The organism is Caulobacter sp. UNC279MFTsu5.1 (genome assembly GCF_900114015.1).
Taxonomy (GTDB): Bacteria; Pseudomonadota; Alphaproteobacteria; order Caulobacterales; family Caulobacteraceae; genus Caulobacter.
Map to the genome: position 1 here is coordinate 82,167 of NZ_FORN01000012.1, position 18,813 is coordinate 100,979.

16 protein-coding genes are annotated in these 18,813 nt (G+C 65.0%); 9 read left to right on the top strand and 7 right to left on the bottom strand.

Translation table 11 applies throughout. From position 1 onward, the window contains the following. Positions 1-46 precede the first annotated feature (46 nt). Together BM066_RS09275 and BM066_RS09280 are read left to right on the top strand one after the other, a co-directional pair. Entirely contained in the window at positions 47-1,249 is a 1,203-nt protein-coding gene (locus BM066_RS09275) for a threonine ammonia-lyase (RefSeq protein ID WP_018062387.1), read from the top strand. A gap of 141 nt (positions 1,250-1,390) precedes the next feature. Next, positions 1,391-4,216: an FG-GAP-like repeat-containing protein gene (locus tag BM066_RS09280; RefSeq protein WP_018062386.1), complete on the top strand. Its 2,826-nt coding sequence runs from the start codon at positions 1,391-1,393 to the stop codon at positions 4,214-4,216. 36 nt (positions 4,217-4,252) lie between these two features. Here BM066_RS09280 and BM066_RS09285 read toward each other — a convergent pair whose 3' ends face one another. Then, a complete protein-coding gene (locus BM066_RS09285) occupies positions 4,253-5,119 on the bottom strand; it encodes a UTP--glucose-1-phosphate uridylyltransferase (RefSeq protein WP_026176606.1) in 867 nt (288 codons plus the stop codon). A 182-nt stretch (positions 5,120-5,301) separates the two neighbouring features. Between BM066_RS09285 and BM066_RS09290 the strand changes: the two genes are divergently transcribed. The 3 genes from BM066_RS09290 to argE all read left to right on the top strand — a co-directional run bounded on the left by BM066_RS09290 (position 5,302) and on the right by argE (position 7,935). Next, positions 5,302-5,850 (top strand): FKBP-type peptidyl-prolyl cis-trans isomerase, encoded by a 549-nt coding sequence (locus BM066_RS09290; RefSeq protein WP_018062384.1) that lies wholly within the window; start codon positions 5,302-5,304, stop codon positions 5,848-5,850. Between the two features lie 30 nt (positions 5,851-5,880). Then, entirely contained in the window at positions 5,881-6,660 is a 780-nt protein-coding gene (locus BM066_RS09295; RefSeq protein ID WP_018062383.1) for a class I SAM-dependent methyltransferase, read from the top strand. A 96-nt stretch (positions 6,661-6,756) separates the two neighbouring features. Then, the gene (gene argE / locus BM066_RS09300; RefSeq protein ID WP_026176605.1) at positions 6,757-7,935 is read left to right on the top strand and encodes an acetylornithine deacetylase; all 1,179 of its coding nucleotides are present in this window, start codon (positions 6,757-6,759) and stop codon (positions 7,933-7,935) included. On the opposite strand, the gene BM066_RS09305 is transcribed toward argE, so the two are convergent. Then, positions 7,895-8,944, bottom strand: coding sequence for a glycosyltransferase family 2 protein (locus BM066_RS09305; RefSeq protein WP_018062381.1), 1,050 nt, complete (start codon positions 8,942-8,944; stop codon positions 7,895-7,897). The genes argE and BM066_RS09305 overlap by 41 nt on opposite strands. Before the next feature lie 150 nt (positions 8,945-9,094). Between BM066_RS09305 and BM066_RS09310 the strand changes: the two genes are divergently transcribed. Together BM066_RS09310 and BM066_RS09315 are read left to right on the top strand one after the other, a co-directional pair. Continuing rightward, entirely contained in the window at positions 9,095-9,820 is a 726-nt protein-coding gene (locus BM066_RS09310) for a sulfotransferase family 2 domain-containing protein (protein WP_018062380.1), read from the top strand. Positions 9,821-10,209: 389 nt separating this feature from the next. Continuing rightward, on the top strand, positions 10,210-10,821 hold the full coding sequence (locus BM066_RS09315) for a sulfotransferase family 2 domain-containing protein (protein ID WP_255367533.1): 612 nt from the start codon (positions 10,210-10,212) through the stop codon (positions 10,819-10,821). 53 nt (positions 10,822-10,874) lie between these two features. Here BM066_RS09315 and BM066_RS09320 read toward each other — a convergent pair whose 3' ends face one another. Both BM066_RS09320 and BM066_RS09325 read right to left on the bottom strand, forming a co-directional pair. After that, complete coding sequence (locus tag BM066_RS09320; protein WP_018062378.1) at positions 10,875-11,606, bottom strand: glycosyltransferase family protein; 732 nt, start codon at positions 11,604-11,606, stop codon at positions 10,875-10,877. Positions 11,607-11,633: 27 nt separating this feature from the next. Then, positions 11,634-13,139 (bottom strand): O-fucosyltransferase family protein, encoded by a 1,506-nt coding sequence (locus tag BM066_RS09325; protein WP_143093699.1) that lies wholly within the window; start codon positions 13,137-13,139, stop codon positions 11,634-11,636. A gap of 207 nt (positions 13,140-13,346) precedes the next feature. On the opposite strand from BM066_RS09325, the gene gmd reads away from it, so the two are divergent. Further along, the gene (gene gmd, locus BM066_RS09330) at positions 13,347-14,423 is read left to right on the top strand and encodes a GDP-mannose 4,6-dehydratase (protein ID WP_018113140.1); all 1,077 of its coding nucleotides are present in this window, start codon (positions 13,347-13,349) and stop codon (positions 14,421-14,423) included. Further along, positions 14,413-15,360: a GDP-L-fucose synthase gene (locus BM066_RS09335; protein WP_018061334.1), complete on the top strand. Its 948-nt coding sequence runs from the start codon at positions 14,413-14,415 to the stop codon at positions 15,358-15,360. Before gmd ends, BM066_RS09335 begins: the two co-directional genes overlap by 11 nt. On the opposite strand, the gene queG is transcribed toward BM066_RS09335, so the two are convergent. From queG to rfaE1, 3 genes are all read right to left on the bottom strand, one after another. Continuing rightward, entirely contained in the window at positions 15,357-16,493 is a 1,137-nt protein-coding gene (gene queG / locus BM066_RS09340) for a tRNA epoxyqueuosine(34) reductase QueG (RefSeq protein WP_018061333.1), read from the bottom strand. The two genes, BM066_RS09335 and queG, sit on opposite strands and share 4 nt — an antisense overlap. After that, a complete protein-coding gene (locus tag BM066_RS09345) occupies positions 16,474-17,160 on the bottom strand; it encodes an FtsZ-binding protein FzlA (protein ID WP_018061332.1) in 687 nt (228 codons plus the stop codon). The genes queG and BM066_RS09345 overlap by 20 nt, the downstream gene beginning before the upstream one ends. Positions 17,161-17,307: 147 nt before the next feature. Next, a complete protein-coding gene (gene rfaE1, locus BM066_RS09350) occupies positions 17,308-18,765 on the bottom strand; it encodes a D-glycero-beta-D-manno-heptose-7-phosphate kinase (RefSeq protein WP_018061331.1) in 1,458 nt (485 codons plus the stop codon). Positions 18,766-18,813 lie beyond the last annotated feature (48 nt).

Here is an 18,813-nt window from a genome sequence, read left to right on the forward strand (position 1 = left end):
CCACAAGGGTCGCCCGCGACTCGTCGTGCGCTTCAAGGCTGCTTCAATGACACTCGACATCACCGCCATCCGCGCCGCTGCCGCCCGCTTGGCCGGCCAGATCGAACGGACACCGTGCCGCTACTCCCGTACCCTATCCAAGATCACGGGCGCCGAAGTCTGGGTGAAGTTCGAGAACCTGCAGTTCACCGCCGCTTACAAGGAGCGCGGCGCGCTCAACAAGCTGATGCTGCTGTCGAACTCCGAGAAGGCCAAGGGCGTCATCGCCGCCAGCGCCGGCAACCACGCCCAGGGTCTGGCCTATCACGGCGCGCGCCTCGGCGTGCCGGTGACTATCGTCATGCCCAAGACCACGCCGTTCGTGAAGGTCCAGCACACCCGCGACTTCGGGGCCAATGTGGTGATCGAAGGCGAAACCTATGATGACGCCTCCGCCTATGCCCGCAAGCTACAGGCCGAACAGGACCTGACCTTCGTCCACCCGTTCGACGACTACGACATCATGGCCGGCCAGGGCACGATCGCCCTGGAGATGCTGGAGGATGCGCCCGACCTGGAGGTCCTGCCGGTGCCGATCGGCGGCGGCGGGCTGATCAGCGGCGTGGCCACCGCGGCCAAGGCCGTCAAGCCGGACATCCACATCATCGGCTGCGAGCCGGCCATGTATCCCTCCTTCACCGCCAAGATGCGCGGCGTCGCCGCCCATTGCGGCGGCCAGACCATCGCCGAGGGCGTGGCGGTCAAACAGGTCGGCGAGTTGACCTACGGCGTCGCCCGGCCGCTGATCGACGACGTGCTGCTGCTGGAAGAGCCGCACATCGAGCAGGCCGTGGCCCTGTACTGCAATGTCGAGAAGACCATCGCCGAGGGCGCCGGCGCGGCCTCCCTGGCGGCCCTGCTGGCCTATCCCGAACGGTTCCGCGGCAAGAAGTGCGGCCTGATCCTGTGCGGGGGCAACATCGACACCCGCCTGCTGGCCTCGGTCCTGACCCGCGAGCTTGTCCGCGCCCAGCGCCTGGTGTCCCTGCGCATCGTCGGCGACGACCGCCCAGGCCTGCTGTCCACCGTGGCCAATGTCATCGGCACGATGGGCGCCAACATCATCGAGGTGAACCACAACCGCCTGGCCCTGGACGTGCCGGCGAAGGGCGCGGAGTTCGACATCACCATCGAGACGCGCGACGCCCAGCATACCCAAGACGTCATGAACGCCCTGCGCGAGAAGGGCTACCCGCCGCGCGCGGTGTAACGCGCCGTCCTGCCGCCCGTCGGCGCTGGAACGGCGCTGGTGGGCGGCTCGGAACAATCTTCACGGGTTTGCGGTGGAGATTTCATGGACATCTTCCTGGGAACAGGGCCTTATCCCGCACAACCCAAGCTGGAGTGTGGCATGCCCGAGAATGTTACTGGAACGTCTGGTCCCGATACGATCAATACGACAGAGACCACCCAGACCGTCCAGACGTTCGGCGGCGACGACCAGGTTTGGGTGTGGGTCTCGAACGGCGACGTTCAGATGATCGACACGGGCGAGGGCGACGACTACGTCGCCATCCAACTGCCCTACAACGCCGCCCCGACCGAGATCACCCTCACCCTGGGCGGTGGGCGGGATAAGATCGAAGCCTTCCAGCTCCAGAAGCCCGTCGTCGTGACCGACTTCACGCCCGGCGCCAGCGGCGACGTCGTGGACTTCCGCTACACGCTCGACCAGTGGGTCAACGGGTGGAACGGTCACGGCAATCCCTTCCAGGCCGGCGGCTATTTCCGTCTGGTCCAGGTCGGCGCCGACACCATCCTTCAGATCGACAAGCACAACTTCGGCCAGGCCGGAACCTGGACCGACTGGATGGTGTTCAAGAACACCGTTGCGACCAGCTTCACCGCCGAGAACTTCGGCGGCGTCGCGCCCGATGGCTCAGCGCCCCCCAACCTCGTCGTGCAGGGCTCGGCCGGCGACGACGTGCTGCACGACGGCTACGGCGACGACTGGATGTACGGCGGCGCCGGTGACGACAACCTTTCGGCCGGCATGGGCGACGACAAGCTGGACGGCGGCGATGGGAACGACTGGCTCCAGGACGACTACGGCGGCGCCGATCGCCTTCTTGGCGGCGCTGGCGACGATATCCTGCAGGTGACGGCCAACAGCACGACGAACGGTCCCGCTGGACGCGAAGCCTATATCGACGGCGGCTCTGGCAATGATCGCCTCTATTATCAGACCCGGAACGACACCGGCGCGACGGCCGTCGCCCTCGGCGGAGCGGGCGACGACGTGATTTCGATCCACGGGGCGGCCACAACCACGGTCGACGCCGGCGCTGGCGCGGACCGGGTGTTCATCACCCGTTCGGGCGCCTGGACGGTCACCCTGGGCGAGGGCCGCGACGTCGTCCAGGCCTACATGCCCAAGGACACCCAGGTCACGGCGGGCACGCACATCATTCACATCACCGATTTCCAGGCCGGATCGGCGGGCGATCGGTTGGACATGCAGAGCTATGTCGACTTCACGGGCTGGAACGGCCAGAGCGACCTCGTCGCCGGCGGCTACATCTCCATCGTCCAGTCCGGCGCCGACACGGTGATCAAGCTCGCCACCAATGGCGGGACGAGCTGGAACACCACGATCGTCCTGGACAATATCCAGCTCGCCAGCCTCAACCCGTTCAACCTCGGCGGCCTCGGGCCGAACGGAATGTATGGCGGCCTCGTGAAGTTCTTCCCGACCGGGGGCTCCTTCGCGGGCGGCGACGCCGCCGACCTGCTGACCGGCTACCTTAACAGCGTCACCTTCAGCGGCGGCGACGGCGGCGACCGACTCGAGGGCGGCGACGGGAACGACACCCTGAACGGCGATGCGGGCGACGACTTCCTGTTCGGCGGACGGTCGAGCGACTTGCTCTACGGCGGGACTGGGGCCGACAGGTTGCTGGGGGAAACCGGCGCCGACCATCTTCACGGGGGCGCCGGCGGCGACATCCTGATCGGCGGCCAGGGGAGCGACCTGCTCGAAGGCGGCGCGGGCGCCGACCTGTTCGAGGGCGCGCTGGCCGATCTGGCCGGCGACGCGATCCTCGACTTCGAGCGCGGAGACGTTCTCAAGATCACGAACGTCGACCCCGCCCATTTCAGCTTCGACCGGCACGGCGCGGTGCTCACCTTCTCGACCGGCGCCACCCTGGTCCTGGCCAACAACCCGCACGGCTCCCTGATCGCGGCGGACGGCGGGTCCGGTTCGATCCTGTTGATGCTGGCCGATTCGCCCAAGGCGCAGATCGTCGCACCGTTCAACGCCGATTTCGACGGCGATGGACGCAGCGACCTGGCCTGGCGCGAGGCGGGCGGATTATTCACGACCTGGCGTTCGGCGTTGAACCATGGCGGCCTCGCCATGACGCCCAACCAGTATGTGACCAGCACGATCGATATCGACCAGCGCCTCGCGGCCGCCGCCGATTTCACCGGCGACGGCAAGTCGGATCTGTTGTGGCGCGACGCCGACGGCGCCTTCAGCGTCTGGATCTCGGGCGGCGTGGGCTTCCAGAGATTGTTGGCCGACGCCTCGGTGACGAACGACTGGGGCCTGGCCGCGACAGGGGATTTCAACGGCGACGGCAAGGCGGATCTGATCTGGCGGCACGTAAGCGGCACGTTCAGCGAATGGACGTCCAAACCCACGAGCCCGGGCGACTTCACGCGGAACGTCTATGTGAACGGCGGCGTCGACGCGTCCTGGGCGCTCCAGAGCGCCGGCGATTTCAACGGCGACGGCAAGGACGATCTGATCTGGCGCAACCCCGCCGGCGTCTTCACCCTCTGGCAGTCGACCGGGACCGGCTTCGCGGCCAACACGTTGGTCGACGATTCGGTCTCGGCCGACTGGAGCGTGGCGGCCATCGGCGACTTCAACGGCGACGGCAAGGACGATCTGATCTGGCGCCACGAGACCGGCGTCGTCAGCGAATGGCGCTCGACCGGCCATGGCTTCGACAAGAACGTCTATGTGAACGGCGGCGTCGGCGTCGACTGGACGCTGGAAAGCACCGGCGACTTCAACGGCGACGGCAAGGCCGACCTGATGTGGCGCCACGACGGCGGCACGTTCACGGTCTGGCAATCGACCGGCGACAGCTTCGCCGTCAACGCGCTGATCGACGGCACGGTGTCGTCGAACTGGTCGCTGGCGTCGTCGGACTATCTGCTGTCGTGATCGGACTCAGGGACCGGGCTCGCCCGGCCCCTCGACCTACAGCAGCCCCTTGATCATCGCCCGGGCCGCGTCGGCCAGGTCGGGGCGCTTCAGCGCCAGGGCTACGTTGGCGCGCAGCAGACCGATCTTGTCGCCGCAGTCATAGGTCTCGCCCTCGTATTCCAGGGCGTGGAAGTCCTGGCTCTCCAGCAGGGTCAGCATCGAGTCGGTCAGCTGGATCTCGCCGCCCGCGCCCTTGCCCTGCTTTTCCAGCAGGTCGAAGATTTCCGGCTGCAGGATGTAGCGGCCCGAGATGAATAGGTTCGAGGGCTCCGTACCCTTCGGCGGCTTCTCGACCATGCCGGTCATGCGGTTCAGGCGGCCGTCCTGGCCGTCCAGGGCCACGATGCCGTACTGGTGGGCCATGCCCTCGGGCGCGGGCTCGACGACGACGATGTTGCCGCCCTTCTGGTCGTAGGCTTCGATGGCCTGGGCCAGGGCCGGCTTGCTGGCCGACATCACCATGTCGGGCAGCATCACGGCGAACGGCTCGTCGCCGACGATGTCGCGGGCGCACCACACCGCGTGGCCCAGGCCCAGCGGGGCCATCTGCCGCACGAAGCTCATCTCGCCAGGCTTGGGCAGCTCGCCCAGCAGCTCTTCGAGCAGAGCGGTCTTGCCCTTGGCGGCCAGGGCGGCTTCCAGCTCGACCTGGTGGTCGAAATAGTCCTCGATCGCGCCCTTGTTGCGCCCCGTCACGAAGACGAAGTGCTCGATGCCCGCGGCGCGGCCTTCCTCGACGATGTACGACAGGATCGGCCTGTCGACGACGTTCAGCAGTTCCTTCGGGGTCGTCTTGGTGCCGGGCAGGACCCGGGTGCCGAAGCCCGCGACGGGAAGGACGGCTTTGCGGACGGGTTTCATGAAGGCCTCGTGAGCGGTCACTGGTGGGGACGGTTTCTAGGGCGCGCCGCGATCCGGCGCCACCACTGTTCTGTGACCGTCCGCGTCAAACCCAGCTCAAACCCAAGACTGCTGAAAATCGCCGCGCGGCCACGCGCGAATTGGGCTAGCACGGACGAATAGTCGCCGGAGCCCGTCGCCCCATGGTCCGCCCCCTCGGTTTCGCCCTCGCCCCCAAGCTCCTCCTCGCCGCCGTCCTCGGCGCGGCCCTGGCCCTGTCCGCCTGTGGCCCCAGCAAGAAGCAGCAGGAAAGCCTGGCCGCCGCCCAGACCTTCCTGGCCCAGAACGCCAAGCAGCCCGGCGTCGTCACCCTGGCCGACGGCCTGCAGTACAAGGTCGTGCGCTCGGGTCCGGCCGGCGGCGCGAAGCCGGCGCCCACCGACGAGGTCAAGGTCAATTACGAAGGCAAGCTGGTCGACGGCACGGTGTTCGACAGCTCCTACGAGCGCGGCGTGCCGGCCTCGTTCCCGTTGCAGGGCCTGGTGCCGGCCTGGAAGGAGGCCCTGGTCATGATGCGGCCGGGCGACGAGTGGACGCTCTATGTGCCGCCGGAACTGGGCTACGGCGCCGAGGACAAGGGCCCGATCCCGGGCAACAGCGTGATGATCTTCCGCATCGAGCTGATCGACGTCCTGCCCTCGAAGGCGCGAACGCCGCCAGCCAGGCCCGCCACCAAGGCGTCCGCATCGTAACTGTCCCTTTTTGACTTATAGGAAGAGTTGATGGCCAAGATCGAAACATTGGCGCTTTTCGAACAGCGTCGTGCAGATCCGGAGAATGCTCTTGACCTTTTCGACGGCCAGTGGATCTCGAAGATCCCTGGCTATCGACATGGCCACGCCGACCTGTTCGAAGACCATCGCATTCGCTGGCTGGGGCAGCAATGCGGCGGTTTCAAGGGCAAGTCGATCCTGGAAATGGGCCCGCTCGAAGGCGCCCATACCTTCATGATGGCGCGAGACGGGGCCTCGAACATCCTCGCCATCGAGAACAACGCCCGCGCCTATCTGAAGTGCCTCGTGGTCAAGGAAACCCTGAAATTCAACGCCGACTTTCTACTGGGCGATGGGGTGGCCTATCTCGAAGGGAATGACCATTCCTTCGATTTTCTGCTCTGTTCCGGTGTGATCTATCACATGACCGATCCGCTTCGACTGCTGAGCGCCATGGCGGCGCGGGCGCCGCGGCTGGGAATCTGGACGCACTTCTATGATGGTGAGCTGATGAACTCGGGCGGCCACCTGGCTCGGCATTTCGCGCCCGAGCCGGAGCGCGTCAGCTTTCACGGCCGGGAGTTCGATCTCTGGCCGCAATATTACGAGGAGGCCCTCGACCGGCCCGACTTCGCGGGCGGCATGGAGGAAAGCAGTCGCTGGCTGACACGAGACGGCCTGCTCTCGGCGCTCGAGATCCTGGGTTATAAGGTGACCGTGGGCGCTGAATACGCCACGCCCTCGCCAGGTCCCTCGATCACGTTGTATTGCGAGCGCGGCGACGAATAGGACGGGCGAGCCTCCCATATCGAGCCGTCGGCGGTCTCCATCGCAGGCTCGCCGATCGCGGTAGGCGAACCGTCAATGCCGCGCTAAGCTGGCGCCATGTTATCTTCTGAAGCGCTCGCGCTCCGCGCGGTCGATCTGCTGGGTCGACTGGTGGCGTTCGACACCACCTCGCGACGATCCAACCTGGCCTTGATCGAATGGGTCGAAACCTATCTCGCCAAGTTTGGTATCGCGTCGCGACGGGTTCCCAACCACGACGGAACCAAGAGCAACCTGCTGGCCAGCATCGGTCCGGCGACCCCAGGCGGCGTCGTGCTGTCGGGCCATACCGACGTGGTGCCGGTCGACGGCCAACCCTGGACAAGCGATCCGTTCGTCCTGGCCACGCGCGACGGCCGGCTCTACGGCCGGGGAACCTGCGACATGAAGGGCTTCCTCGCCCTGGCCCTGGCCGCCGTCCCCGACCTGGTCAAGGCCCCCCTCGGCCGCCCCGTCCACCTGGCCTTCTCCTATGACGAGGAGATCGGTTGCCTGGGCGCGCCGGACATGATCGCGGTGATCGCCAACGAGCTGCCTTGCCCGGCGCTGGTCGTGGTGGGTGAACCCACCAACATGGTCGCCGTGCACGGTCACAAGGGTATCGCCAGCTTCCGCGTCACCGTCACCGGCCGCGAAGCTCATTCCAGCCTGACCCACCTGGGAGTCTCGGCCAATATGGTCGCCGTCAAGCTCATGAGCCACTTGGTCAACCTAGCGGAGCAGTTGGAGCGAGAGGCCGATCCCACCTCGCCGTTCATCCCCAAGGGCGCGACCCTGACCATCGGCCAAGTGACCGGCGGCACGGCGGTCAACATACTGGCTCGGGAATGCGTGTTTGTCTTCGACCTGCGCACACCGTCCGGCCTGGACGCCCAAGCGCTCCTGGCCGATTTTTTCGCCTTGGCCCAAGCCCTGGACTCCGAGATCAAGGCCAGGGCCCCCGAGGGCGGAGTGGTGGTCGAGACCCGCTCCATGACCCCGCCCTTCGCACCCGAAGAGAACGGCGCGGCCGAGGCCTTCGCCCGGCGCATCGCCGGCGACAATGGCCCGCCTCGTGTCGTTCCCTACGCCGCCGAGGCTGGCCAGTTCCAGCGCGCGGGCTTCTCCACCGTCATCTGCGGTCCAGGCTCTATCGACCAAGCCCACCAGCCAGACGAGTTTGTCGAAGTCGCCCAGATGGAACGCGGCGCAGCTTTCATGCGCCGGCTGATTGAAGACCTTTCCATCGGCGGATAACCACTCGTCGGCCAAGGAACGCCACCGGATCAAGGGCCATTATCCGCAGGATGCTGGCCGACCCTGCTTTGCGATCGGCCTGGATCGCGCGTCGTGACTCCAGGATCGAGCTTAGATCGTCGCGCGCAAACGCCGCCCGGATTCCTCGGATCACCGCCTTGGCGTCGCCGCGACGTAGATGGAGCAAAAGCAACCCGGCGGTCACCGCCACATGAAGCGGCAGGGTCAGCCATAACATCAACGGCGGCGTGTTCTTCAGGAACGTCCAGATGCGGTTTCGCGAACCATGAAAGAGCGCGAAGTCCGAGCGCACCCCCGTACTCGCCGAGCCGACGTGCTCCACGCGAGCCTCCGGGATCAGCAGCGTGCGCTCGCCAGCCAGCCGCATGCGATAGCCCAGATCGACGTCCTCGCAGTAGCAGAAGAACCGGTCGTCGAAGCCGCCCAGACGAAGAAATATCCGGCGGTCGATCAGGGTCGCCGCCCCGCAGGCCGAAAACACCTCTCCCTCGAGCATGTCCTTGGGCAGACGGCGACGGTAGCCGCCGCGGAAGGGAATTCCCGCCGAGGTCATGACGTCGCCAGCGCCGTCCATCAGGCCCGGCTCGTCGGCCACCATCTGCAATGACGCAAAGCAGGACACATCGGCATGACGCGCGGCGGCGGCGACCAGCATCTCCAGCCAACGCGGATCGGGATAGGCGTCGGGATTGAGCAACGCCAGCCAACGTCCGCGGGCGTGTCGGGCCGCCAGATTATTGCCCGCCGCGAAACCTAGATTGCCGCCCGGCTCGATCAATTGAACCGCGCTATTGGCCGCCGCCTTCTGGGGGGCCCCGTCGACCGACGCATTATCGATCAGAATGATCTCGAAATCCCGGAAGGTCTGCGCCTCAAGACCCGCTAGACAGCGCGCCAGGGTGGGCCCGCTCTGATAGGCGACGATCAGTACGCTGATTAGCGGGCTGGCCTCCTTGGCGGGCTTGCCAATCTCATTCGAGCGGGCCATGCGTGGTCTGTTTCCCAGTTGAGGTTGGATTATGGGCATTGCATCTCTAGCCGTTCCGGAGGTCCTGCTTATCACACCGGCGGATCACGGCGATAAGCGGGGCTTGGCCCGAACCAATCTTGCCCTTTCTTTCCAATCTACGGCCCGATCGTGAAACAGCTCCAATTCGGCGAACCCTTCGCGCAATCCGCTCGCGTCAGCGAGGGAGTGTTTATTCACTTCGCGAACATTTCGCTGGCCAACAAGTACTTCTACATGTCGACGCCGAAGGTCGCGTCGTCATCCCTGTTGATGACCCTGCAAAGGGTTGAGCGTGACGATCCGGCGTTCAGTCACACACCAATCTCCAACGTCCACACTCGAGCGCTTTCACCCCTGTTCACGCCCTATCAGGTCGAGGATTTCTGGAGAACGCTTGACCGAGACTTGTTCAAATTCTGCATCGTGCGCGACCCCTTTGAACGGGCGATCTCAGCCTATCTCGACAAGGTGCTGCCGCCCCAGGGCGGGCTTGGCGGGCGCGTCGCCACGCGTCTCGGCGTTCCCGAACCTGTGAGCTTTGAATCCTTCCTGGAAATGATCGCCCTGGAAGACCCCGTCGAGCGCGACCCACACTACGCCGTTCAGCATGACCACCTGTGTTGCGATCATATTCAGTATGATCTTGTCGGTCGTTTCGAGGATCTGGAACGCGCCTTTGCGGACATCAGTGCGGGCATCGGTATAGATATTTCCAGATTTTCAGCCCGAATAGATCATCACTTTACAGGCGAAAAGGACCTCCGGAAATTCCTGACACCCCGGGCGCTTGAACTTATGCGTCAAATCTATCGTCAAGATTTCGATACCTTTGAATATCCAGATCAAGCGTTCTAAAGCACATCGGGCGGTTCCGTGGCGCGGGTCCACGCCAACACCGCCATCCCTTGGCGGATTAGGATCCGCCGAAGTCCCGTCGCCAAGCGGCCAAGATGGACCTGGAACCCGCTCCCCCCGGCGGCCCGGCGGCCTCATCGATCGTCCGAACGCGTCGTTGAGATAAACCCAAGATGGCATTAGACTAAGACGGAATCGTCGTCCTTCGAAGGAAGTTAGGGTGAGAATACTCAATAATGAGAAATGATCAGCCGCCCATCGATCCTGATAGCAAAAAAACAATAGTAAAGAGCGCCCAAAAACCGACACCCTGTAGCGTAGAAAAAGTTTCCTCGTGCGCTTGCGACTTGATAAATAGAGAAGAAGTTGGGTCGATATATAACTATCGCATGGCGTTTCGAAACAGTGGGTTGATTTTTATTGAAGTGCCCAAATGCCTTTCGACATCTATCAAGGTGTCGATGTTCATGCGGGAATACAACCTCCCGCAGTGGGCCGCCAACATCCTGACCGACAGCGCCAAACGAGACGTTCTGTATCCTCGCAGCATCGTGACGCCGGCTGATCTCGTGGATCCGAAGCTGGTGAAGTTCGCCTTTATCAGAAACCCGTGGGCGCGCATGGCGTCGGCCTATGGCAATGTCGGCGGCTCACGGCATGTCGCCGATCAATATTCGTTCGAGGCTCTTATCGAGAGCTTGCCCGAACGCCACGCCACGCCGGTGGCGGACCAGGAAAACGCTCACTTCAAACCCGCCAGCTATTTTCTGCCGCGCGACGCCGCGGGACAGTGTCGCGTCGATATTCTCGGCCGCGTTGAAACCTGCCAGAGAGACTGGAGGCACATCACCGACACCGTCCGCATTCTGCCCTTTGACTTGCCGCACTACAATCCGGCCGACGTTCCGACGGACTATCGTTCTGTCTACACGGCCAGGACGCGAAACATCGTTGGCGACCTGTTCGCTGAAGATATCCAGTTAGGAAATTACGATTTCTAGAGCAGGCCGCGCGACATGGGATTCGCGCAGCTCGCCCCAGGTTCTGCTTTCGCCTAGCGATTCGCGAGCTTGGAGCGGAGGGCCGGTGCGAGCGTGTAGGCTTGGCTGAATACGGGTGCGAAGGGAGGGTCGTCCCGCGTCTCGTAATGGACACGGAATGCGTCCGCGGCAAAATCGCGGTCGCGCCACAGTCCCAGGTAGATATCGCGATAAGCGCCGAACGCCTCCGCTGAGATTCGCGGATAAGCGCGATGCTCCGGGTTTTCGATGGCGATGTCGGGGAATTTGACAACCTGCCGAGGATAGAGCGCGCCCGCCAGGTGAATGACGAAGAACTGGCTCAACCACCAAGTCGCGGCGTCGTAGGTCGCGATGTAGGGCAGAAGAACCTGGTCTTCGACGACATCGCGGTGGAACGCGTTGACGATGGCGTCGAAGTCATAGACCGCGTGGATTTCCCGATGGTCATGGGGATGAGGGTGAGACGGAAGGCCGACCGCGGGCCGCCATCGCGTCAAGGCCTCTTCCAGAGCGTCCCACGAACCGCGAGTGAAGACCACGTCGTCATCGCAGAAGATGAAGTAGTCATAGTCCCGGCCCGCGGCTCGCGCCGCTTGCAGCAGGGCGTTGCGGCCTTCGGTCCAGGTGCTGCCCGGAAGATGGATGGCGCCCGGCTGCGGATCGCGGAAGGTGAGGTGGTGGACGTCCACGTTCGTCCGCCCCACAAGCTCACGAAAGACGCGCGGCAGAACCCCTTCCGTCTGAACCAGATAGGCGAAAAGCATGGGAGGCTCGCTTCCCGTGATCTGGGCTCAGAGGTTCGCGTTGCGGGCGATCAGCTGCGACAACGTCCGGTCGCTGCTGAACGTATCGCTATGGCGGCCCTCTTCAAACTTCCAGAACTCGTAGTGGTCCAGGTCGCTCTGCGGCGTCAGGCTGAACATGTTGGTCCTGCCGATCGCGCTTGCGAACATGCCGAAGATCGAGGTGCTTTGGGAGAACATGAAGGCGCAGCGCGACATCAGGATTTGATCGACGACGGCGTCCTGAACCGCGACGTGGTCGCTGGTGTTGTCGATCGAATCCTTGTCGTTGGTGATCACATAGCCTGGAAACTCACGCTTGAGCGAAGCTTCCGTCTCGAAGCTGTTGGTGCACAGCAACACATGCTCGAACTGCGGCATCGATGAGCGCAGGTCGCTGATCAGGTTCGAAAATACCTGCTCGCCAAGTTTGAACTTGGCTTGCTCTTGCTCTGCGAAGGCACCGCTGGGATAGGGCCGGCGGATATGCAGGCCGATAACCTTCTTGAAATCGGTGCCCTGGTGCCTCTCCAACTTTTCCCGGATGGACGGGTGCAGCACGAAGCGCCGGAAGATCGCACCCAATTCCGCATGGGTGGGCGTGATCCCATCGCTGGCCTCGAACGGCGTGATCGAATGGATGTTCGCGTTCTGGGGAAGCGCCTCGAGCGGCAAGACCGACGCGCCAGCCGGGTCTTCGGCGTAAAATGTGAAGGTTTCGGCCCGTTCGCCAAAATCGTCGCCATCGACTCGCGCGAAGCCGCTGGCCTCGATGTCGATGATGTCGGACAGGTGCGACGCGCAGTGCTGGTTGGGACCCCACCACGCCAATGCGCGACGACCAGAGCGCTCGGCCGTATGCATGACGCCCAGCAGGCCGATCATGCGGTTCATGAAGCCGCCCTGATTGCAGTTGATCAGCGCGCTCGAGACGCTCCGCGAGGTGCTGAGGTCGAAAAGACGCGGCTCGCCGACCACGCCGACCACGGGCTGATAGGGCCAAAAAGCCAAAATCTTGACCGAAGATCCCTCGAAGGGCGAATCTGGCGCCCGCAGAACGTCGACGCGGACGGAGATCGGCCCGCCGTCGGAATAAAAGCCCATGTGCGCGGGTTGCCGCTGCTCAACGACGAACATCTTCGAAACGGTCCGCTCGCCCTGGACCAGGGTGATGATCACTGTCGCCGGGCGTGTCCAAGTCTCGGAGTTCAGCATGATCTCCGAGCGCAGATAGATGTAGCCCTCGCCCAGGTGAATATCGCGCCAGGTCTTGATCGCCGGCCCATCGGGAGCAGTATGAAAGACACTGTCATCGCGAAGTGGGTCGGGCGAGATCACACACCATTCATTGAGGTGATCGACCTGACCTTGCTCGAAGGAATGAAGGTTGGCCAAACAGTAGTCTTCGCCGGAAGAGGACGCCCAAACAAGCTTCACGGGCTGGTCGGGAACTGCACGCCAAGCTTCGACGATGCCCTGCTCATCGCCTTGCTGTCGAATTACGGCCTGCCTCATTAGTCGAGCATCTCCTACGTGGGCCGCAGCTAGCATGAGGGGTCCGTTCTTGGCAACGAGGGTCGGACCGCGCCAGGACGCACAAGATCGACCCTCTTCGGCCTAGCTCGCCCACTTTAGGACCACGTGTCGGTGGCAAGGGGCTCGCTTGAGCGACGCAATTGTATTAGGCACCCGTCAAGCATCGACGCGGCCTTGGGAGATAGCATGAGCGTTGCAAGTAACGGCAAAGTCGCGTTGATTACCGGCGTGACCGGCCAGGATGGGGCCTATCTATCGGAGCTCTTGCTTTCGAAGGGCTATACGGTGCACGGGGTGAAGCGGCGCTCGTCGTCGTTCAACACCGGACGGATCGAGCACCTCTACCAGGATCCGCACGAAAAGGATCCGCGCTTCATCCTTCACTATGGCGACATGACCGACAGCACGAACCTGATCCGGATCGTGCAGCAGACCCAGCCGGACGAGATCTACAACCTGGCGGCCCAGAGCCACGTGGCGGTCAGCTTCGAGACCCCGGAATATACTGGCAACGCCGACGCCGTAGGCACGCTGCGCCTGCTGGAGGCCATTCGGATCCTGGGCCTGGAGAAAAAGACCAAGTTCTACCAGGCCTCGACCTCGGAACTGTACGGCCTGGTGCAGGAGGTGCCCCAGAGCGAGAAGACCCCGTTCTATCCGCGCAGCCCCTACGCCGCGGCCAAGCTGTACGGCTACTGGATCGTGGTGAACTATCGCGAAGCCTATGGCATCCACGCCAGTAACGGCATCCTGTTCAATCACGAGAGCCCGCTGCGCGGCGAGACCTTTGTCACGCGCAAGATCACCCGCGCGGTTGCGGCCATCAAACAGGGCTTTCAGGAGAAGCTCTATCTCGGCAACCTGGACGCCAAGCGCGATTGGGGCCATGCCCGGGAATATGTTCGCGGCATGTGGTTGATGCTGCAGCAGGAACAAGGCGACGATTACGTGCTGGCCACCGGCGAAACGACGATCGTTCGCGACTTCGTCACCAAAGCCTTCTTCGAAACCGGCGTCTCGATTCGCTGGTCAGGGGAGGGGATCGAGGAAAAGGGAATCTGCACGGAAACCGGCAAGGTCCTGGTTGAGGTCGATCCCCGCTATTTCCGCCCTACGGAGGTGGAACTGCTGATCGGCGATCCGACCAAGGCGAAAGAAAAGCTCGGCTGGGTCCACGAAACCAAGTGGGAACAGCTGTGCGCCGAGATGGTCGCCGCCGACATGATCACGGTCGCCCGGGAGCAGCGCCGCAATGCCGAATGAGGTGATCTTTCCCCTTGAGGGCAAGCGCATCTGGGTGGCCGGTCATCGCGGCATGGTCGGCTCGGCCATCGTCCGGCGACTGGTCTCGGAAAGGTGCGAGGTGATCACGGCCGGGCGCGAGGTCGTTGATCTCAAGCGCCAGGATCAGGTCGAGGCTTGGATGGCGCGGGAAAAGCCCGACGCCATCTTCCTGGCCGCGGCTAAGGTCGGCGGCATCATGGCCAACGACAGCTATCCGGCCGACTTCCTGTACGACAACCTGATGATCGAGACGAACATCATCCAGGCCGCCCACGCCAACGGCGTGGCCAAGCTGCTATTCCTGGGCTCGTCATGCATCTATCCCAAGTTCGCCCAGCAGCCGATCCGCGAAGACAGCCTGCTGACCGGCGCGCTGGAACCGACCAACGAGTGGTACGCGATCGCCAAGATCGCCGGCATCAAGCTGGCCCAGGCCTATAGAAAGCAGCATGGCGCCGACTTCATCAGCGCCATGCCCACCAACCTCTATGGCCAGGGCGACAACTTCGATCTCAACTCCAGCCACGTCATGCCCGCCCTGATCCGCAAGGCCCACGAGGCCAAGCTGGCCGGCGCCGACAACATCACGATCTGGGGCACCGGCACGCCTCGACGCGAGTTCCTCAACGCCGACGATTGCGCCGACGCCTGCGTCTTCCTGATGAAGGCCTATTCGGGCTCCGAGCACGTCAATGTCGGCTCGGGCGACGACATCACGATCCTGGAGCTGGCGCAGCTGGTCTGCGATGTCGTTGGATTTGGGGGCGGCGTCGTTACCGATCCGTCCAAGCCGGACGGCACGCCCCGCAAGCTGATGAGCGCCGACAAGCTTCGCGGGATGGGATGGGAACCCTCGATCGCGCTTCGCGACGGCATCGCCGACGCCTATAGGTGGTTCCTGGCCGCCCAGGCCTAGGCCAAGGCCGCGCGCCACTCATCGAGGATAGCGGGCGCGACCTCGGCGCTGGCGACCGCGAGGCTCTCGAGCCGCTTGGGCGCCAGCCGCCACGCCGCCCACGCGGCCGCGCCGCGCACCACCGGCGAAGGATCGGTTAGCCGCGGCTCGACCGCCGCCATCAGCGCGGCGTCGCCGCTGTTGCCGATCGCATAGAGCACGTTGCGCACGAAGCGGTCGCGGCCGATGCGCTTGACGGGGCTCTTGCTGAACAGGGCTCGAAAGGCCGGGTCGTCCAACCCGGCCAACTCCGCCAGCGACGGGCCCTTGAGGGTCTCGCGGGCGTGGAAGGCCATCTCGGCCGACAGGCTGGCGAACTTGTTCCACGGACAAACGGCCAGGCAGTCGTCGCAGCCATAGATGCGGTTGCCCAGGGCTTGCCGGAACTCGACCGGGATCGGCCCCGACAGCTCTATGGTCAGGTACGAGATGCAGCGCCGCGCGTCCAACCGATGCGGCGCCGGGAAGGCCCCCGTCGGGCAGATGTCGAGACACGCGCGGCACGTGCCGCAATGGTCGCGCTCGGGCGGGTCGGCCGGCAGGTCCAGGGTGGTCAGCACGCTGCCCAGGAACAGCCACGAGCCGAACTGGCGCGAGACCAGGTTGGTGTGCTTGCCCTGCCAGCCCAGGCCCGCGCGTTGGGCCAGGGGCTTTTCCATCAGCGGCGCGGTGTCGACGAACACCTTCACCTCGCCGCCGAACCGGCCGTGCATCCAGCGGGCCAGGGCCTTCAACCGCTTCTTGATCACCTCGTGATAGTCGTCGCCCTGGGCGTAGACGCTGATCGCCGCGCGCGAGCCGTCCTCAAGCGCCAGCAGCGGGTCATGCGCGGGGCCGTAATTGACGCCCAGCACCACCGCCGTCTTCGCGTCGGTCCACATGGCCGTGGGGTGGGCGCGCCGGTCCAGCGTCTCCTCCATCCAGCCCATGGCCCCGTGGAAGCCTTCGGCCACGAACTCGCGCAGCCAGCCGCCGTTGGGCCAGGCGTCCGAGGCGCTGGCGAAACCGCACGCATCGAAGCCCAACCGCAGGGCCTCTGCGCGGATTTCGTCCCTCAGCGCGACGTTGGGATGATCAGAAATCGAGATCGTCATAGTGCGCGACCGGCGCCAGGCCCGGCCAGCGATCGGCCAGGATGGGTCGGAAGGCGGGCCTGGACTTCAACTTCATGTACCAGGTCTTGGTCGTCGGGAAGTCCTTCCACGGCACGTCGCCGAAATAGTCGATCACCGACAGGTGGGCGGCGGCGGCGAAGTCGGCCAGGCTCATCCGCCGGCCGGCCAGCCAGTCGCGGGTGTTCAGCAGGCCCTCGACATAGTCCAGGTGCGCACGCAGGGCGTCGCGGCCCCGGCGCAGCGACGACAGGTCCGGCGCGCCCAGCCGCAGCAGGCGCTTCTCCATCTTCTCGTGCAGCAGGAAGCCGTTGACCTCGTTGTCGAACTTGCGGTCGAACCATTGCAGCAGGCGGCGCGCCTCGGCCCGCTCGCCCGGCTCGCGGCCCAGCAGGGCCGGCTCGGGCTCCTGCTCCTCGATGTGCTCGAGGATGGCGCGGGTCTCGGCGACCACGGTGGTGCGCTGATGCCGGGTCTCGACCAGCACCGGCGGCACGCCCGACGGGTTGAGCTTGAGGAACTCCTCCGGCCCTTCCCAGTAGCGCACCTGCACCTCGACGAACGGCAGGCGCTTCTCGCCCAGGGCGAGACGCACCTGGCGCGAGGCCGGGTCCAGGGGGAAGTGGTGAAGGGTTCGTTCGACGCTCATGCCCACGCGCATTCAGGCTGCATCGTTCGATCGATGCGCCGTTTTGTTTAACAAGAACTTGCCGAACGCCGGTCATCGTCCGACTTCGGGGCTGAATTAAGGGAATTCGTAAGGTTTGTCGGCGCCCGGCCCGATCGAGCCGATCGATCAGGCCTTGGCGTTCATCCGGCCGATCAGGTTGGTGGTGCTCTGGCCCGCCTTCAGCTGCGCCAGCACCACCTTGCCGCCATAGCCCAGCACGACGTCGGAGCCGACCACGGTCGCGACCGTATAGTCGGCGCCCTTGACCAGCACGTCGGGGCGGAAGGCCCGGATCAGGTTCAGCGGGGTCTGCTCGTCGAACAGCACCACCAGGTCCACCGCCGACAGCGAGGCCAGCACCGTGGCCCGGCCGGTCTCCTTCTGCACCGGCCGGGTCGGACCCTTCAGGCGCTGCACCGAGGCGTCGGTGTTGAGGCCGACGATCAGCCGGTCGCAGGCCGCTTTCGCCTGGGCCAGCAGCGAGACGTGGCCCGGATGCAGCAGGTCGAAGCAGCCGTTGGTGAAGCCCACCTTCAGGCCCCGCGCCCGCCAGCCGGCGACGACGGCCAGCGCGCCGTCCAGGTCGGCGATCTTGTCGGCGACCGGATCGGCGTGCTCGCCATGGGCCAGGCCGACCAGCTCGTCGGCGGTGACCACGTCGGTGCCCAGCTTGGCCACCACCAGGCCGGCCGCCAGGTTGGCCAGTCGGGCCGCGTCCAGCGGACTCGCGCCCCTCGCCAGCGCCAGCGCCAGGGTCGCGGCCACGGTGTCGCCGGCCCCCGAGACGTCGAACACCTCCAGGGCCGTGGCCGGCAGGTGGACGCTCGCCTCGCCACGCACCGCCAGGGTCATGCCCGCCCCGCCCCGGGTGATCAGGGCGGCGCCCAGGTTGGGCGCGGCGGCCAGGATGGCGTCGGCGGCCTCGGCGGCGGCCTCGTCGCCGGCCCCGGTCACGCCGGTGGCCTCGGCGGCCTCGCGGCGGTTCGGCTTGATCAAGGTCGCGCCGTCGTAACGCGAAAGGTCGCGATCCTTGGGATCGACGATCACCGGCTTGCCGGCGGCGTTGGCGGCGGCGATGGCGGCGCGCAGCACCAGCGGCGTCAGCACGCCCTTGGCGTAGTCGGACAGCACCACCACGTCGACCTCGCGCAGGTGGGCGTTGAACGCGGCCAGCAGGGCCTGGCCGTCGGCCTCGCCCCGGTCCTCGCGGTCGGCGCGCAGCATCTGGTGCGAGCCGGAGATGTAGCGGGTCTTCTCGGTGGTGCGGCGACGGGCGTCGATGATCAGGGCCGAGTCGAGGCTCGGCTCGCGGTCGATCAGGCCCGTCAACACCCGGCCGGCGTCGTCGTCGCCGACCACGCCCACCAGCACCGCCCGGCCGCCCAGGGCCGCGACGTTGCGGGCCACATTGCCGGCCCCGCCCAGCATCACCGTCTCGCGCTCGACGGCGATCACCGGAACCGGCGCCTCGGGCGAGATGCGGTCGACGGCCCCATAGACGAAGCGGTCCAGCATCACGTCGCCCAGCACCAGCACGGTGGCGCCCGAAAAGGCTCGCGGCAGCTTGGCCAGGGTGTCGTCCATCGGGTCGGTCGCTCTAAACGTCGGAAGAAGCGCCATTTGGCCCCGTCG

Coding starts and splice junctions, on each gene's coding strand:
- argE (WP_026176605.1), top strand. CDS start 6,757: ATGTTATCTTCTGAAGCGCTCGCGCTCCGCGCGGTCGATCTGCTGGGT.
- gmd (WP_018113140.1), top strand. CDS start 13,347: ATGAGCGTTGCAAGTAACGGCAAAGTCGCGTTGATTACCGGCGTGACC.
- BM066_RS09345 (WP_018061332.1), bottom strand. CDS start 17,160: ATGAGCGTCGAACGAACCCTTCACCACTTCCCCCTGGACCCGGCCTCG.
- BM066_RS09305 (WP_018062381.1), bottom strand. CDS start 8,944: ATGGCCCGCTCGAATGAGATTGGCAAGCCCGCCAAGGAGGCCAGCCCG.
- BM066_RS09295 (WP_018062383.1), top strand. CDS start 5,881: ATGGCCAAGATCGAAACATTGGCGCTTTTCGAACAGCGTCGTGCAGAT.
- BM066_RS09320 (WP_018062378.1), bottom strand. CDS start 11,606: ATGCTTTTCGCCTATCTGGTTCAGACGGAAGGGGTTCTGCCGCGCGTC.
- BM066_RS09325 (WP_143093699.1), bottom strand. CDS start 13,139: ATGAGGCAGGCCGTAATTCGACAGCAAGGCGATGAGCAGGGCATCGTC.
- BM066_RS09275 (WP_018062387.1), top strand. CDS start 47: ATGACACTCGACATCACCGCCATCCGCGCCGCTGCCGCCCGCTTGGCC.
- queG (WP_018061333.1), bottom strand. CDS start 16,493: ATGACGATCTCGATTTCTGATCATCCCAACGTCGCGCTGAGGGACGAA.
- BM066_RS09315 (WP_255367533.1), top strand. CDS start 10,210: ATGGCGTTTCGAAACAGTGGGTTGATTTTTATTGAAGTGCCCAAATGC.
- BM066_RS09290 (WP_018062384.1), top strand. CDS start 5,302: ATGGTCCGCCCCCTCGGTTTCGCCCTCGCCCCCAAGCTCCTCCTCGCC.
- BM066_RS09285 (WP_026176606.1), bottom strand. CDS start 5,119: ATGAAACCCGTCCGCAAAGCCGTCCTTCCCGTCGCGGGCTTCGGCACC.
- rfaE1 (WP_018061331.1), bottom strand. CDS start 18,765: ATGGACGACACCCTGGCCAAGCTGCCGCGAGCCTTTTCGGGCGCCACC.
- BM066_RS09280 (WP_018062386.1), top strand. CDS start 1,391: ATGCCCGAGAATGTTACTGGAACGTCTGGTCCCGATACGATCAATACG.
- BM066_RS09335 (WP_018061334.1), top strand. CDS start 14,413: ATGCCGAATGAGGTGATCTTTCCCCTTGAGGGCAAGCGCATCTGGGTG.